The organism is Bradyrhizobium sp. 62B, assembly GCF_030272265.2.
In the GTDB taxonomy this organism is placed as follows: domain Bacteria; phylum Pseudomonadota; class Alphaproteobacteria; order Rhizobiales; family Xanthobacteraceae; genus Bradyrhizobium.
Genome location: NZ_CP092841.2, coordinates 3,097,780 through 3,112,316, shown reverse-complemented (window position 1 = coordinate 3,112,316; position 14,537 = coordinate 3,097,780). Strand labels below are relative to the sequence as shown.

At 65.8% G+C, this 14,537-nt stretch carries 18 protein-coding genes; 9 read left to right on the top strand and 9 right to left on the bottom strand.

The genetic code is table 11. The features are described from left to right. Positions 1–56 precede the first annotated feature (56 nt). Together ML401_RS14510 and ML401_RS14505 are read right to left on the bottom strand one after the other, a co-directional pair. Positions 57–1,430: a PleD family two-component system response regulator gene (locus ML401_RS14510; RefSeq protein ID WP_285812302.1), complete on the bottom strand. Its 1,374-nt coding sequence runs from the start codon at positions 1,428–1,430 to the stop codon at positions 57–59. A 14-nt stretch (positions 1,431–1,444) separates the two neighbouring features. Further along, positions 1,445–1,810, bottom strand: a complete 366-nt coding sequence (locus ML401_RS14505; protein WP_008130064.1) for a response regulator — start codon at positions 1,808–1,810, stop codon at positions 1,445–1,447. A 239-nt stretch (positions 1,811–2,049) separates the two neighbouring features. Between ML401_RS14505 and ML401_RS14500 the strand changes: the two genes are divergently transcribed. The 3 genes from ML401_RS14500 to ML401_RS14490 are packed head-to-tail and all read left to right on the top strand — an operon-like array spanning position 2,050 to position 4,054. Further along, positions 2,050–2,361: a DUF3572 domain-containing protein gene (locus tag ML401_RS14500; protein WP_211417476.1), complete on the top strand. Its 312-nt coding sequence runs from the start codon at positions 2,050–2,052 to the stop codon at positions 2,359–2,361. Beyond that, positions 2,358–3,647, top strand: coding sequence for a DNA polymerase IV (locus tag ML401_RS14495; protein ID WP_211416669.1), 1,290 nt, complete (start codon positions 2,358–2,360; stop codon positions 3,645–3,647). Before ML401_RS14500 ends, ML401_RS14495 begins: the two co-directional genes overlap by 4 nt. Further along, entirely contained in the window at positions 3,647–4,054 is a 408-nt protein-coding gene (locus ML401_RS14490; RefSeq protein WP_285812301.1) for an ACT domain-containing protein, read from the top strand. The genes ML401_RS14495 and ML401_RS14490 overlap by 1 nt, the downstream gene beginning before the upstream one ends. A gap of 12 nt (positions 4,055–4,066) precedes the next feature. Here the strand turns inward: ML401_RS14490 and ML401_RS14485 are convergent, their stop codons facing one another. Both ML401_RS14485 and ML401_RS14480 read right to left on the bottom strand, forming a co-directional pair. After that, positions 4,067–4,468, bottom strand: a complete 402-nt coding sequence (locus tag ML401_RS14485) for a RidA family protein (protein ID WP_285812300.1) — start codon at positions 4,466–4,468, stop codon at positions 4,067–4,069. Between the two features lie 217 nt (positions 4,469–4,685). Then, positions 4,686–5,531: a cell envelope integrity EipB family protein gene (locus ML401_RS14480; RefSeq protein WP_211416664.1), complete on the bottom strand. Its 846-nt coding sequence runs from the start codon at positions 5,529–5,531 to the stop codon at positions 4,686–4,688. Between the two features lie 245 nt (positions 5,532–5,776). Here ML401_RS14480 and ML401_RS14475 point away from each other — a divergent pair, with 245 nt between their 5' ends. From ML401_RS14475 to ML401_RS14460, 4 genes are all read left to right on the top strand, one after another. Next, complete coding sequence (locus ML401_RS14475; RefSeq protein ID WP_018321130.1) at positions 5,777–6,244, top strand: RidA family protein; 468 nt, start codon at positions 5,777–5,779, stop codon at positions 6,242–6,244. Between the two features lie 6 nt (positions 6,245–6,250). Further along, positions 6,251–6,997, top strand: a complete 747-nt coding sequence (locus ML401_RS14470; protein ID WP_211416663.1) for a glycerophosphodiester phosphodiesterase — start codon at positions 6,251–6,253, stop codon at positions 6,995–6,997. A gap of 164 nt (positions 6,998–7,161) precedes the next feature. Next, positions 7,162–8,403: a GNAT family N-acetyltransferase gene (locus ML401_RS14465; protein ID WP_285812299.1), complete on the top strand. Its 1,242-nt coding sequence runs from the start codon at positions 7,162–7,164 to the stop codon at positions 8,401–8,403. A gap of 53 nt (positions 8,404–8,456) precedes the next feature. Continuing rightward, positions 8,457–8,882, top strand: coding sequence for an HIT family protein (locus ML401_RS14460; protein WP_211416660.1), 426 nt, complete (start codon positions 8,457–8,459; stop codon positions 8,880–8,882). Between the two features lie 45 nt (positions 8,883–8,927). Here the strand turns inward: ML401_RS14460 and tsaA are convergent, their stop codons facing one another. The 4 genes from tsaA to ML401_RS14440 form a co-directional block, all read right to left on the bottom strand. Continuing rightward, entirely contained in the window at positions 8,928–9,419 is a 492-nt protein-coding gene (gene tsaA, locus ML401_RS14455) for a tRNA (N6-threonylcarbamoyladenosine(37)-N6)-methyltransferase TrmO (protein WP_211416658.1), read from the bottom strand. A 32-nt stretch (positions 9,420–9,451) separates the two neighbouring features. After that, entirely contained in the window at positions 9,452–9,802 is a 351-nt protein-coding gene (locus ML401_RS14450) for an AzlD domain-containing protein (protein WP_285812298.1), read from the bottom strand. Beyond that, positions 9,799–10,539 carry an AzlC family ABC transporter permease gene (locus ML401_RS14445; protein ID WP_194407661.1) on the bottom strand — a complete coding sequence of 247 codons (741 nt, stop codon included), beginning with the start codon at positions 10,537–10,539 and terminating at the stop codon, positions 9,799–9,801. The genes ML401_RS14450 and ML401_RS14445 overlap by 4 nt, the downstream gene beginning before the upstream one ends. A 145-nt stretch (positions 10,540–10,684) precedes the next feature. Further along, the gene (locus ML401_RS14440; RefSeq protein WP_285812680.1) at positions 10,685–11,614 is read right to left on the bottom strand and encodes a transglycosylase SLT domain-containing protein; all 930 of its coding nucleotides are present in this window, start codon (positions 11,612–11,614) and stop codon (positions 10,685–10,687) included. A 129-nt stretch (positions 11,615–11,743) separates the two neighbouring features. Between ML401_RS14440 and ML401_RS14435 the strand changes: the two genes are divergently transcribed. After that, positions 11,744–12,778: a TRAP transporter substrate-binding protein gene (locus ML401_RS14435; RefSeq protein ID WP_285812297.1), complete on the top strand. Its 1,035-nt coding sequence runs from the start codon at positions 11,744–11,746 to the stop codon at positions 12,776–12,778. Between the two features lie 70 nt (positions 12,779–12,848). Continuing rightward, on the top strand, positions 12,849–13,487 hold the full coding sequence (locus ML401_RS14430; protein ID WP_285812296.1) for an HAD family hydrolase: 639 nt from the start codon (positions 12,849–12,851) through the stop codon (positions 13,485–13,487). Here the strand turns inward: ML401_RS14430 and ML401_RS14425 are convergent. Continuing rightward, a complete protein-coding gene (locus ML401_RS14425; protein ID WP_285812679.1) occupies positions 13,484–14,524 on the bottom strand; it encodes a phenylacetaldoxime dehydratase family protein in 1,041 nt (346 codons plus the stop codon). The two genes, ML401_RS14430 and ML401_RS14425, sit on opposite strands and share 4 nt — an antisense overlap. Positions 14,525–14,537: the final 13 nt, after the last annotated feature.

Below are 14,537 nucleotides of genomic sequence, written 5' to 3'. Positions count from 1 at the left end.
GCTAGAGCCGTCTACTGTGCATGGGGTTGTTTTCGCAAATTTTGTGCGGACGGTCCTCACGCCGCCTGCGACACCACGCGGTTGCGGCCGTCGTGCTTGGCCCGATACAGCGCGGTATCGGCGCGCTTGAGAACGTCGGCGACCGCCTCGCCCTTCTGCTCCAGCGTGGTGAGGCCGATCGAGATCGTGACCTCGATGCGCTTCGCGCCCTTGTGGATCGCGAACGGCTCGCCCGCGATCGAGCGGCGCAGGCGCTCGGCGACCATGCCGGCGACGTGGAGATCGGTCTCCGGCATCACGATGACGAATTCCTCGCCGCCGTAGCGGCAGGCGAGATCGATGCCCCTGATCGACTTGCGCACCCGCACCGCGAATTCACGCAGCACGTCGTCACCGGCGTCGTGGCCGTAATTGTCGTTGATGGACTTGAAGAAGTCGATGTCCAGGATCATCAGCGCCAGCGGCTTGCCGCGCGTTGCGGCCTGCTCGGCCAGCGTTGCCAGATGGCTCTCCATGTAGCGGCGATTATGCAGGCCGGTGAGCGCGTCGGTGATCGCCATCTCGATAGAGTTCTGCACGTTGTCGCGCAGATGATCAGTGTAGCGGCGGCGGCGGATCTGGGTGCGGGCGCGCGCCAGCAGCTCGGTCTTGTCGATGGGACGCAGCAGATAGTCGTTGACGCCGATCTCGAGGCCGCGGAGCAGCCGCGTCGAGTTCTCGGGGTCCGCGATGGCCAGGATCGGCACATGCCGCGTGCGCTCCAGGGAGCGCGCCTGGCTGCACAGCCTGAGGCCGTCGAAATTGTTGAGGTCGAGCGAGACGATCAGGAGATCGTAATTGCCCTCGGCGGCGTGGAACAGCGCCTCCGTCGGGTTGGGCTCGACATCGATGGTGTGCTCGGCCGCGAGGATCGCCGCCAGCCGCTCGTAGGAGGACTCGCGGTCGTCGACCAGCAGGATGCGGCCGCCCTTGCCGGTGTCGGCCACGGCACTGCGCTCGGGTGCCTGCATGCCGATCTCGAGCGAGGTGATGGCGCGCATGCGCAGCTCATCGGTCATCATCTTCAGCCGCGTCAGCGAACGCACGCGCGCGATCAGCACGACGTCGGAGACGGGTTTTGTGAGGAAATCATCGGCGCCGGCCTCGAGCCCGCGGTTGCGGTCGGACGGACTGTCGAGCGCCGTCACCATGACGACGGGAATGTGATGCGTGGCCGGATCGGTCTTGAGGCGGCGACAGACTTCGAAGCCGTCCATGTCAGGCATCATCACGTCGAGCAGGATGATGTCGCATTCGGCACGGGCGCAGATCGCCAGCGCCTCGGTGCCGTTCGCGGCGGTCATCACGTCGAAATATTCGGCGGAAAGGCGGGCCTCGAGCAGCTTGACGTTGGCAGGGACGTCATCGACGACCAGGATACGCGCAGACACTGTGAACTCACTTCCTATCCGATAAAACGCCGGACCGTCTCGATGAATTTGCCGACCGAGATCGGCTTGGACAAATAGGCCTCGCAGCCGCCCTCGCGGATGCGTTCTTCGTCGCCCTTCATCGCGAACGCCGTGACCGCGACGACGGGAATGGAACGCAGCTCCGGATCGTCCTTGATCCAGCGCGTCACCTCGAGGCCGGAGACCTGCGGCAACTGAATGTCCATCAGCACGAGGTCGGGCCGCATCTTGCGAACGAGGTCGAGCGCCTCGTAGCCGTTGCTGGTGCCGGAGGTCTGATAGCCGTGCGCCTCCAACAGGTCGCGGAAGAGCTTCATGTTGAGCTCGTTGTCTTCCACGATCAGGACGGTCTTAGCCATCCCGCCCTCCTGATTGGTCCGAAGGACCGATGCATGTGACGCCTCAGACGCCGCTCGCCGGCGTTTCGAAAACTGGATTCAAACTAGCCTCAGATTCGCTTGAGTTTCGTTAAACCCGAGGATCGACTTTCTGCGATGTGGTTTCCAGTTGCTTGTCTGGGGGTCGGAAGACTCAGAGGCGAGACTCGGGCATGATGCAAAGTAGACACCGAAAGTTAACGGAAAGGCAAACCGTCCCCTTGAAAAAGCCTGTTCACAACCCCCGCGAAGTCGCTGAAATCGTTGCGATTCAGGCGCTGTCCTTCGTTGCCAGCGAGCCCGAGCGGCTGGGCCTGTTCCTGGCCGAGACAGGAGTCGGACCGGAGACCCTGCGCAATGCCGCCGCCGACCCCAATTTCCTGCTCAGCGTGCTCGATTTCGTGATGCGGGACGATGCCACAGTGAAGGCTTTTGCCAGCTCCGCGGAACTGCACCCGACCAACGTTGCCGCAGCGCGGCAGGTCCTGGGCGATGCGCTCGGCGACCCCTCCTGGGAGCGCGACGTGCCGTGAGCACCCCCGTCCCGGCCGGGCCCCGCTGCTTCTGCCGGGATTGTCTGGCCGACCTGGATATCGGGGTGCGGCGCTGCGCGGCCTGCGGTTCCCCTCGCCTCGTCCGCCACCGGACGCTGTCCACGCTGACCATCGCGCATATCGACTGCGACGCCTTCTACGCCACGGTCGAGAAGCGGGATAACCCCGATATTGCCGACAAGCCCGTCATCATCGGCGGTGGCAAGCGCGGCGTGGTCTCGGCCGCCTGCTACATCGCGCGCACCTATGGCGTGCGCTCGGCGATGCCGATGTTTAAGGCCTTGGAAGCCTGCCCGCATGCGATCGTTATCCCGCCCGACATGGCGAAATATGTCCGCGTCGGCCGCGAGGTGCGCCAGGCCATGCAGGCCCTGACGCCGCTGGTCGAACCGCTCTCGATCGACGAGGCCTTCCTCGACCTCTCCGGTACCGAGCGCGTGCACGGCATGCTCCCGGCAAAGGTGCTGGCGCGCTTTGCCCGCGACGTCGAGCGCGACATCGGCATCTCCGTCTCGGTCGGCCTGTCCTGCAACAAATTCCTGGCCAAGATCGCCTCCGACCTCGACAAGCCGCGCGGCTTTGCCGCGCTCGATCAGGAGGAAGCGCGGCTGATGCTGGCGGACAAGCCGGTCGGCTTCATCTTCGGCGTCGGGCCCGCCACGCAGGAGCGCCTGGTCCAGCGCGGATTTCGCGTCATCGCCGATTTGCAGAAGGCCGACGAGATCGAGATGATGCGGCAGTTTCCGAGCGAAGGCCGCAGGCTGTGGCGGCTCGCGCGCGGCATCGACGACCGCCGTGTCGAGCCTGACCGCGGCGCCAAGACCATCTCGAGCGAAACCACCTTCGAGACCGACATCCGCGATTTCGCGACGCTGGAGAAGATCCTGTGGCGACTGTGCGAAAAGACCTCGTCGCGGCTCAAGAGCAGCGAGCTCGCCGGCTCGACCGTGACGCTGAAGCTGAAGACCGCCGATTTCCGCCAGCGCACGCGCTCGCAGTCGATCGCCGCCCCGACGCAGCTCGCCGCGAAGATCTTTGCGATCTGCCGCGAGATGCTGGCGAAAGAGATCGACGGCACCGCCTTCCGTCTGATGGGGGCCGGCGTCAGCGCGCTGCGCGACGGCTCGCCCGCCGACGACACCGACATGCTCGACCGCCGGGCCGCCCACGCCGAGCGCGCGGTGGACAGCCTGCGCAAGAAATTCGGCAGCGCCGCGGTGATCCGTGGCATCGCCTATGAGGGCCCGGAGAAGGCGCAGGAGTGATGGCCGGTGAACGCGATATCCAGGTGCTGCTGCGGGACATGAGGCCGCAGCTGCGGCCGGGTATCTTCGTGTTCTGCACGATTCCGCTCGACGAGCGCATCCCCGCCGAGGTCAACCCGCTACTCACCTTTCGCGAGCAGGAAGGCACCACGCTGGTCATCTCTCGCGAGGACGCCGAGCGCGCAGGACTGCGCTACGCCTTCGTCTCGCGCCTGATCACTCTGGCGGCTCACTCCGCGCTCGATGCGGTGGGATTCCTCGCGGCCATCACGGCGCGCCTCGCCGAAGCCGGCATCAGCGTCAATGCCGTGTCGGCGTTTCATCATGACCATCTCCTTGTGCTCGTTGACAGAGCAGACGAAGCGATGGCTGTCCTGCGGGACCTGTCCAAAGTGCAGCGTTCGTAGCCCGGATGGAAATCAATCCGCGACCGCAATCGCCTCGATCTCGATCAGCCATTCCGGCGCGGCGAGCGCGGTGACGCCGAGAAGCGTGGACGCCGGCGGCTCCATGCCTTCGAAGAAGGCCGAGCGGGCCTTGCCGATGATCGGGCGCAGCTCCGGCTTGTAGTTCACGACGAAGGTCGTGATCTTGACGATGTTGGAATAGCTCGCGCCGGCTGCCTTCAGCGCATGGCCGAGATTCTGCATCACCTGCGTCGTCTGCGCGGCGATATCCCCCTCGCCGACGATCCGCCCCTCCTCGTCCACCGAGACCTGCCCCGAGATGTAGATGGTGCGCGCGCCCGAGGCGGTGACGACGTGGGAGTAAGCGGGATTGTGATGCAGGCCGCTGGGGCGGAGATGGACGAGCTTGGGCATGAGGTTGCCTCCCTGAGGTTTGTGCTTGGGAGGGAGCGTAGCGGGAGAGTATGACGAGAGCTAGTCTGCCACTGCGAAGATTGGTCTCGTACGGACAGAGCGAAGCGTGCCCACGATTTTGCCCACTGCTGAAAAGCGGTGGGCACGGCCCGCGAAGCGCGCGCCTCTGCCCCCTACGGCTTGCCCGCCCTTCGGCACCGCTCGCGCGGAGAGCCCGTCAATTGCAGGGCTTGCTGTCCTTGACGTCGAACTTGCCCATCGCGCCGGAGATGACGAAGTCGTTGTAGTCGAGCACGAGTTGGCGGGAGACGCCGTTCTCGTAGAGCTCGAACGCCATCGCATAGACCGGCGTCTGCTCGCCCTCTTTCTGCTGGGCGTCGCGGTCGAAATAGCTGACGGTGACGGGCCAGCGCTGCAGCGACTTCATGTGCTCGTCCGACGTCGAGGGATCGGCGGAGGTGGCGCGGTCGGCAGGGATCGGCTGGCCGATCACGGTCAGCGTGTTGTAGACCTTCTGGCCATCGTCGGAGCCGTCATAGACGGACAGCTCGAGCAGCGATTTGCCGTCCTTGGCGGCGGCGATGATGCGCTGGATCTGCTCGGTCGGAAACACGATCTTGCCGTCGAGGGTAAAGCTCTTCGGCGCCGGCAGCTTCAGCTTGACGTTGATATGGTCGCCGTCGCGCTCGGCCGAGCCGTCGACGCGGCCGGCGTCCGCCTCGTTCATCCGCGTCTCGATCTTGAAGCGATAGCTCTTGCCCGCGGCGTCCTCCCAGGAATTGGAGCGGAGGTCGCTCAGCGTGACCTTGCCCTCGCCGCTGTCGAGCTCGGAGACCTGGCGGAATTCGGAGGTGTAGCCCTCGCATGAGCTTCCGGTGAAATTGTAGAGGATGCGGCCACGGGCGCTGTTGACCGAATTGGAGCGCGATTTCACCAGGCTCAGATCATAGAGGGCCTGATGCGCCAGGAACGGACCGTTGGCGGCCTGCGCGCGGTCGCCAAGGCCAAAACTGGCCGCCGCGAGCGCCATCACACCGAGCGAAGTCCGGAAAAGGTGCACCATGTCTATTCCTTGGGGACGCGTCCTGGGAAGCGCAGATTCGACATTTTAATGACCGTTCCATTGCGTCGCAACTGAGGCCGTTTCACGTAAAGTTGCTGCCCTGGCGTTGAACCTGCCGCCTCGCCGCGGGCCAAAGCATCTTCTTGCGGGTTGCTTGCATGTAGCGGCCCAATGGGCGAAACAGGGCGCGCCCGGCCGCCTTGCGGACGCGCCGGGGCAAATGATTTTGGACAACGAGGTCGGACATGGCGGGCACGGTCGAGCAGAAGCTGGCGGAACAGGGCATCAAGTTGCACGAAGCCCCCACCCCCGTCGCCAATTACGTCCCGTTCGTGCGCACCGGCAATCTGCTGTTCGTCTCCGGCCAGGTCTGTTTCGATCCCGCCGGCAAGCTGATCGCAAAGGGCAAGCTGGGTGCCGGCGTCTCCATCGAGGACGGCGCGGCGGCCGCACGCGGCTGTGCGGTGAACCTGCTGGCCCAGGTCAAGGCGGCGCTCGGCGATCTCGACAAGGTGGTGCGCGTGGTGCGTCTCGGCGGCTTCATCAACTCGGCGCCGGACTTCCTGGACGGGCCGAAGGTGCTCAACGGCGCCTCCGACCTGATGGTCGCGGCCTTCGGTGACAAGGGCCGCCATGCCCGCACCACCGTCGGCGTCGCCTCGCTGCCCGCCGATGCGGCGGTCGAGGTCGATGGCGTGTTCGAGGTCGCCTGACGGAACATGCGCGCTCCTGATTGGCTGACGGCCCGGCCGGTCGCCCATCGCGGCCTGCACGACATCTCCCGCGGCATCGTCGAGAATATGCCGGGCGCGGTGCAAGCTGCGATCGCGGGCAATTTCTCGATCGAGGTCGATATCCAGCTCTCAGCCGACGGCGAGGCCATGGTGCATCACGACCATGCGCTCGGCCGCCTCACCGAGGCCACCGGCGAGGTCGTGTCGAAGACCGCCGCGGAGCTGAAGGCCGTCAAGTTCAGGGATACGGACGAGCGCATGATGTCGCTGTCCGACCTCTGCGCCCTCGTCGCCGGCCGCGTGCCGCTGGTGATCGAGGTGAAGAGCCATTTTGGCGGCGACCGCAAGCTAGTGAAGCGGATGGCCGAGGTGCTGGTGTCCTATGACGGGCCAGCCGTCGGCATGTCCTTCGATCCCGACCAGGTGCAGGCGCTGCGCGAGCTGCTGCCCTCCCGCCCGCGCGGCATCGTCGCGCAGCGGACCTATGAGGACGACTACTGGGCCAAGCTGACCCAGGAGCAGCGCGACAGCATGCTCTATCTGCGCCACGGCTTTCGGACCCAGCCCCATTTCGTGGCCTTCCGGGTCGATGACCTCCCGGCCCCCGCCCCCTGGATCGCCCGCAACGTCTTCGGCTGCGCCCTGTTGGGATGGACGGTGCGGACCGGCGAGCAACGGACCCGGGTCGGGCAGTATGCGGACCAGATGATTTTCGAGGGGTTCGTGCCGTAGACCTTGCGCGTGTCCCGGACAAGCGGCGACGCGTAGCGTTGCTGCGCAGAGCCGGGATCCAGGGGCAGCATGCGAGCGGGGAGAAATGTGCACCGGCTCTGCAGCGAGAGCGTGCCTCCCCACCCCCTTGAAGTCGCTGCTGCAATGCACGATCTTGGGGGTCGATGGCATCATCCGAAATCACGCTCGAGGCAGTACCGTCGATTGACCACGTGTCACCGGAGGATTGGGACGCCTGCGCCAATCCCGCCGGACGGTGCCATGGGGCTGGCAACGGAACCTCATCCGCTCTCCCAGGCGATTCCCTCGATCTCTTAAAACCCGCCTATAACCCCTTCGTCTCCCACGCATTTCTCTCCGCCGTCGAGAAATCAGGTTCGGCGACGATCCGCACCGGCTGGGGCCCGCGGCATCTCGTGGCCAAGATCGATGGCCGCGTCGCCGGTGTTGTGCCCTGCTATCTGAAATCGCATTCCCAAGGCGAGTACGTCTTCGACCGCGGCTGGGCCGACGCCTATGAGCGCGCCGGCGGACGCTATTATCCGAAGCTCCAGGTCTCGGTTCCCTTCACCCCGGCGACGGGCCCGCGGCTGCTGGTCCGCGACGGCGTCGACCGCGAGCGCATCATGGACGCGCTGGCGAGTGGCCTCATAGCGCTGTGCGGCGTCAGCAAGGCCTCCTCCGTCCATGTCACCTTCGCGCGCGAGGCCGAGTGGAAGCTGCTCGCCGAGCACGGCTTCCTGCAGCGGACCGACCAGCAGTTCCACTGGCACAATGAGGGCTTTGCGGACTTCGACGCTTTCCTGGCGACGCTGAATTCGCGGCACCGCAAGTCGATCAAGCGCGAGCGGCGCGATGCGCTCGCCCCGGGCGTCACGATCCACTGGCTCACGGGCAAAGACATCACCGAGGATGCCTGGGACGCGTTTTTCATGTTCTACATGGAGACCGGCTCGCGCAAATGGGGCCGGCCTTATCTCACGCGGGAATTCTTCTCGTTGATCGGCGAGACCATGGCAAAGGACGTGCTGCTGGTGATGGCCCGCCGCAACGATCGCTGGATCGCCGGCGCGATCAACTTCATCGGCTCGGACACGCTGTTCGGCCGCAACTGGGGCGCGGTCGAGCATCATCCGTTCCTGCATTTCGAGGTCTGCTATTACCAGGCGATCGACTTCGCCATCCAACGCGGCCTCACGCATGTCGAGGCCGGCGCGCAAGGCGAGCACAAGATCGCGCGCGGCTACCTGCCGCGCACCACCCACTCCGCCCACTTCATCGCCGATCCCGGCCTCCGCCGCGCGATCGACGATTACCTCAAGCGCGAGCGCGCCTACGTCGCCGAGGCCGGCCGCGAGCTTGCCGAGCTCGGCCCGTTCCGCAAGGGCATCGACGAGGCGCCTTGACGGTTCACCTTGGCTGGTGACAGTAAGCGCAAATTGTTCGAGGAGCCGCCGCCATGACCACCTACGACACCAACAATATCTTCGCAAAGATCCTGCGCGGCGAGCTGCCCTGCTACAAGGTGTACGAGGACGAGCACGTCATCGCCTTCCTCGACATCATGCCGCGCGTCCCCGGCCATACGCTGGTGATCCCGAAGGCCCCTGCCCGCAACATCCTCGACATCAAGCCGGACGATTACGCCCATGTCGCCCGCGGCGCGCATAGGATCGCAGCGGCGGCGATGAAGGCCTTCAACGCCGACGGCATCACCGTGCAGCAATTCAACGAACCCGCCGGCGGCCAGGTGGTGTTTCACCTCCACATGCACGTGATGCCGCGCCATGACGGCGTCGCGATGCTGCCGCCCGCCAGCCGCAAGGAAGAGAACAAGGTGCTGGAAGAGCACGCCGCCAAGCTGATCGCGGCGTTGAAGGGCTGATCGTCATTGCTGGGCGCGACGAAGTCGCGAGCCCGGAATGACAGCCTACTCCGTCTCGAAATCACCCTTCTGCGGCGCCGCCAGCGGCGTGAACTCGCACCGATCCGGCTTGATGTCGATCAGCGGCGTGTTGTCGATGCAGTCGAGCCCGCGCACCAGGATCGCATTGCCCTCGATCCCGACCAGCTTCACGATCGACGTGCCGATCGGATTCGGCCGCACCGGTGAGCGCAGCGAAAAGGTGCCGCGGGTCTTCTCGTTGTTCTTCGGGCTCTGCAGGATGATGTCGCGGCGCGACTGGTCGAGCCAGTAGAGCACTTCGAGGTTGCTGTAGAAATCGACGCCCTTGATGGCCGGCACGAACGGCTCGAAGATCTCGAGGCGGCAGATCGGCCCGTCCTGACGCCCCTGCCGCGGCGTCTCCAGCCGCGACGTCCAGGGCGTGCGGATACGGCCGATGAAGACGAGACCGGCATCCTGCGTCGGTGGCAGCTCGATGGCGACCTCGCCCTCGCGGAGCTCCTGTTCGCGAACCATATTTCCTGTTCCTTGGCTGTTCGCCGGCAGTTTTAGCCCAACCACCACGTGCCGGCCAGCATGAAGGCTTCGCCGGTCACGACGCCCGCGAAGATCGAGCGGCGGGTCAACAGGAACACGACGAGGCCGGCGCCGACCGCGCCGTAGCGCAAGGCATCAGGCACACCGGCGAGCGCGCCCGGCGGTTCGACCACGATCTGCGCGATGACGCCGGCGAGGATCGCGGTGGCGACCGCCCGCACCCAGACCAGCAGCTCGGAGCCCTCGTCGATGCCGCCGCCGAACCACAGGCCCAGCATGCGCCAGATCTGGTTGGGAACGACGCCTGCGACGAACAGCACGACCAGCGCCTGCCAGTCGCCGATGAGCTGCGCGTAGCTCATGCGCGCACCTCCCGCCACCAATGCACGCCGTAGGCGATGGTGCCGGCCACAAGCCCGCTGACGAGAATGTCGAGGCCGGAGTTCATCTTCGCGGCCAGCGGATAGAGCAGAACCCCGAGCGTCAGCGCGACGACATCGGCGGCCTCGCGACTGTTGCGCGCGGTCGAGAACAGGAACGACAGAGGTGTCAGCAACAGGATCGCCGCGCCAAGCGTCTGCGTCAGGTTTGCAGCGAGGAAATAGCCGACCGTGTTGGCGGTGAGGCACACCGAGACTAGACCGAAGCCAAGTCCGTTGACGAAGGCGATCCGCCGCTCGCGCGGCACAAGCGGCAGGAAACGATGGCATTCGACCCACAGCGTCACAGCCGTGAGATGTGCGGCAAACACCAGCTCGCGCCGCTTGGTGGTCGGCGTGCGCATCAGCGGCAGCACCGAGACGACCATTGGGAACAAGCGGATCGCGCTGACGGTCACCGCGATCGCCGACTGAATGATGGTGGCGCCCGAGCCGAGCGTGGTGATCAGGATGATCTGCGCCGGCCCCGCCCAGACGAACAGCGTCGAGCACAGCGCCCAGAGCAGGCTGAAATGGGTGTCATGGGCCAGCGCGCCGATGCCCAGATAGGTCGCGAACAGCACGAGGGTGAGGATCGTCTGCGTGATCGAGCGCAGGCCCCAGCCGAAGGCGAGCCAGGGGCTATTCCATTGCGGTGAATCGAGCGGAGGGAGCGCCACGGAAGTCTGGCCGGGTTGCGGAATCGAGCCTGCATAACGGGCAAGACGACGGCTCGCGTCAAGGAAGGGCACGGCGGGGCTGGCATGCGCTGTTCCGACACCCACCGCCGTCGCTCCGGGGCGCGCCTCGGAATGACGAGCGGAGTTACCCCGCGACACCCTTGTTCTTCAGCACGAAGCAGGCCCCGCCCGCCTTGCGGATCCGGCTACACAGATCATCCGCCTCACTGCGCGTATCCGCACCGATCCGCACCTGATAGAACGCGCGCGTGCCGCGGCTGCGCATCACCGACGACAACAGGCTTGGATCGCGCTCGCCGATCACCGAACTGAGACGCGTGACGGCGCGGGAATACATCGCCAGCGCCCTGTTGCGGTCGAAGCCGGCGGCGAGCTGGACGCCCCAGGCCTTCGCGGCCGCAAGCTCGACATGCTGCTCGAGCTCGGCGACGAAGGCATTCGGCGCACGCTTGAGCAGCGCCATCAGATCGCGGCAGCTCGTCGGCGGTGAGCTCGGCGGCCCCTTGCCGGTCGCCCCTGCCTTGGCCCAGGCATCGACGCTCGTGCCCGTGATGGCGTAGACGTAGTTGCGGGTCTGCTCCGGCATCGCGCCGGTACCGGCGAGCCATTCCTGCACCCGGCGCGGGCCGGCATTGTAGGCCGCAGCGGCAAGGCCGAGATTGCCGAACTGATTGCGCAGCTCGCTCAAGAACTCCGCCGACTTCGGCAGCGCCTGCACCGGATTGAACGGATTGAGCAGCCCGCGCTCGCTCGCGGTGCCCGGCATGAACTGCGCGATGCCCTGGGCGTGCTCGCCACTGCGCGTTGTGGGACCGACCGCGTCGGCCTGGAAACGGCTCTCCTGCCAGATCACCCGGGCGAAGAATTCCAGCGGCAGATTGGCGTCGCGCGCCGCCGCCTCCACGATCAGGCAGATCGACTCCCGCGTATCGCTCTCGCGCGCGTCGGACTTCTCCGCCGGCTTCGCGGGCTCTTCGACGCCGGGAACGGCAGCGTCAGACTTTTCGGGTGAGCTATCCGACGCCGCAACCTGTGACGCTGCGACGAGCAGCATGGTGACGATCCCCCCTGCAATCTGCACCCATTGCGAGCAGGCATGGCGGTGGCGCGCGCGGGCGCGGCATGCGACAAGATGATCTGCCATGCTGTGGCATGGTGCCATGGTTCGACGAGTTGCCAATCGATGCTGCCTGACCTGCCTCTTCCAATGCACTCCCCCGCCAAACGGATCCGCTGCATTGTCGTCTTCGCCTGGATCGCGCTGGTCCTGAATGTCGCGCCGGCCCTCGCCGAGGTGGCCGCCAAAGTCACCTGGCAAATGACCACGGAATACCCTGAGAATAACATCTCCGGGATTGGGCTTGCGACCTTTGCCAGCCGCGTTTTCGAACGCACCCACGGTTTCGTGACCGTGGCCAACAACTTCGACAACAAGCTCAAGATCAATTCGGGCGAGATGCCGCGCGCCGCGCTCGATGGCCGGATCGCCGGCGGCGATGCGTTCGCGGGCGCGCTCTCCGGCATCGACCCGGTGCTCGGATTGTCCACCCTGCCCTTCCTCGTGCAGTCGGTCGAGCTTGCCCGCGCCACCAATCTGCGGGCACGTCCGCTCTACGAGAAGGCGCTGGCGGCGCGCGGCCTCAAATTGCTCTATCTGACGATCTGGCCCGCCACAGGCCTGTGGTCGGAGCGCGCGCTCCAGGGCGCCGACGACCTGCCGACGCTCAATTTGCGGGCCTATGACGCCAATTCCAGCGCGGTCATGCGCGCGGCCGGCGCCAATGCACAGTTCCTGCCGATGGACGCCGCTCTCGCGGGGCTGAAGGAGCATCGCCTGAACGCGTTCCTCACCTCCGGCGACGGCGGCGCGGGACGCAAGCTCTGGGACTTCCTGCCGCACTTCACGGCCATCAATTACGCGATGCCGGTCTCGATCGCGTTCGTCCGCGGCGACGCCTTTGCCGAACTGTCCGAACCGATGCAGCGCGAGGTGCTGGCCGCAGCCGCCGAGACCGAGCAAAGCCAGTTCGCGCTATTGGCCGACCGCACCTCCAAGAACTATGCACGCATGCGCGACAACGGCGTCACCATCGCCGAACCGGCGCCGCAATCCCTCCTCGCCGCGCTCCGGAAGGCGGCAACGGCCACGGTCGCCGACTGGGAGGCGAAGACCGGCGCGGACGCCGCCGCGATCGCCCAATGGGCCCGGCAGCAATGACGCATCCGCTCTTGACTTGAAAGCCGATCCCACTAGCAACGGCGCAGCATCAACCATGGACCCCGGCGGCATGGCGACAATCTTCTTCGATCTCGACGGCACGCTCACGAACCCGAAGCCCGGGATTACCCGCTCGATCCAGTACGCGCTGGAACGGCTGGACGTCGCGGTGCCGAGCGAGGACGAGCTGACCTGGTGCATCGGGCCGCCGCTGCATGCCAGCCTGAAGAAGCTGACCGGAACCGACGAGCTCGCTGACCGCGCTCTGCTGCTCTATCGCGAGCGCTTTTCCGATATCGGCCTGTTCGAGAACGAAGCCTATGCCGGCATCGTGGATACCTTGACGACGATCGCCGCGACCAACCAGCGCATGTTTGTCGCCACCAGCAAGCCCGCAGTCTACGCCAGGCGCATCGTCGATCATTTCGGCCTGAAGCCCTACTTCGAGTACGTGTTCGGCTCCGAGCTCGACGGCACGCGCGTCGACAAGCGCGACCTGCTCCGTTATGCGCTGGACGAGACCAGGATCGATCCCGCCAACGCCATCATGATCGGCGACCGCAGCCACGACGTCATTGGCGCCCGCACCAACGGCATGACCGCGATCGGCGTGCTCTATGGTTATGGCAGCGAGGCCGAGCTCAAGGACGCCGGCGCGCATCACATCTGCGCCGCGCATCCCGAACTGCTCGGCCATTGCGTCGCCTAGGCGACGACGGTCTCGACCGCCGCCAGCATACCGGTCTTCGCGTGGCAGTTCAGATATTCGAAGAACTGCTCGTCCGCAGCCGCTACCGTGACCTCGTGATAGAGCCGCAATTTTGCTGACGGCCCGAGCGTCGACAGATACTTCATTGCCGCGCCGAAGATCTTCACGTGAGTCGGATGCGACTCCGCCCAGCGTTCGAGCGCCGCCAGACTCTTCCACCAGCTCTGGCCGTAGGACTTTTCGCTCATGCTTCCTTCGGCCGAGAGCACGCGCATGTAGCGGTTGGCATAGCAGCCGATGGCAATTCCATCGTCGCGCAGGAAATCCATGCCCTCGCGCAGTACCGGTTCGACGTCGTCAAGGTAGAGCTTGCGTTCCGACGCTTCGGTATCGCTCCAGTCCTGTCCCGAACGGATCAGGCAGAGATTGTCGTGCGCCTTTACGCGTAGCCGCCCGCCGTCGCGGATCAGCTCGGGAAGGCCGCCCGGCGACATCGGGTCGACCTGCGAGAGCGGAATGCGATCACGCATGCCGCCCCAATAGGCGTGCTCCTGCACCTCGCCGCTCATGGCCTCGGCAACCACCGCGACGCCCTCGGGCCGGTCGGGCGAGGAGAACAGCGTCTCGTGCCGCTCGACCGAGGGGCGCACCACCTCGATGAATGTGCCGATGCCTTCACGCCGCCGTCCGGTCCAGGCCTCGCGCGCCGGTTCGAACCAGGCGTCGAAGCGCGCGAGGTCATCCCAATAGCCCACCGAGACGATGGTCTCATACCCGGCCTGATCGACATAGTGCGCGCGGTCCCAATGCGAGGGCCCGTCTTCCGCCGCAAACCGCCTCGCTATGTCTGCAAGCGCCTCCGTCGCGGCCACGGGCGCCGTGCCGCGAGACTGCACGCCGAAATAAGCCATCACGACGCGGCTCACGGCCGGCTTGTAGCGTGCCGCGAAGGACGGATAAGGCGGCTGGTAATCGTCAGGCACGCGCTTGTGGCGCGTGCGCGTGGTTTCGAGATGTGCGGGAATTGCGGATTCCATCATCGTGCCCTCC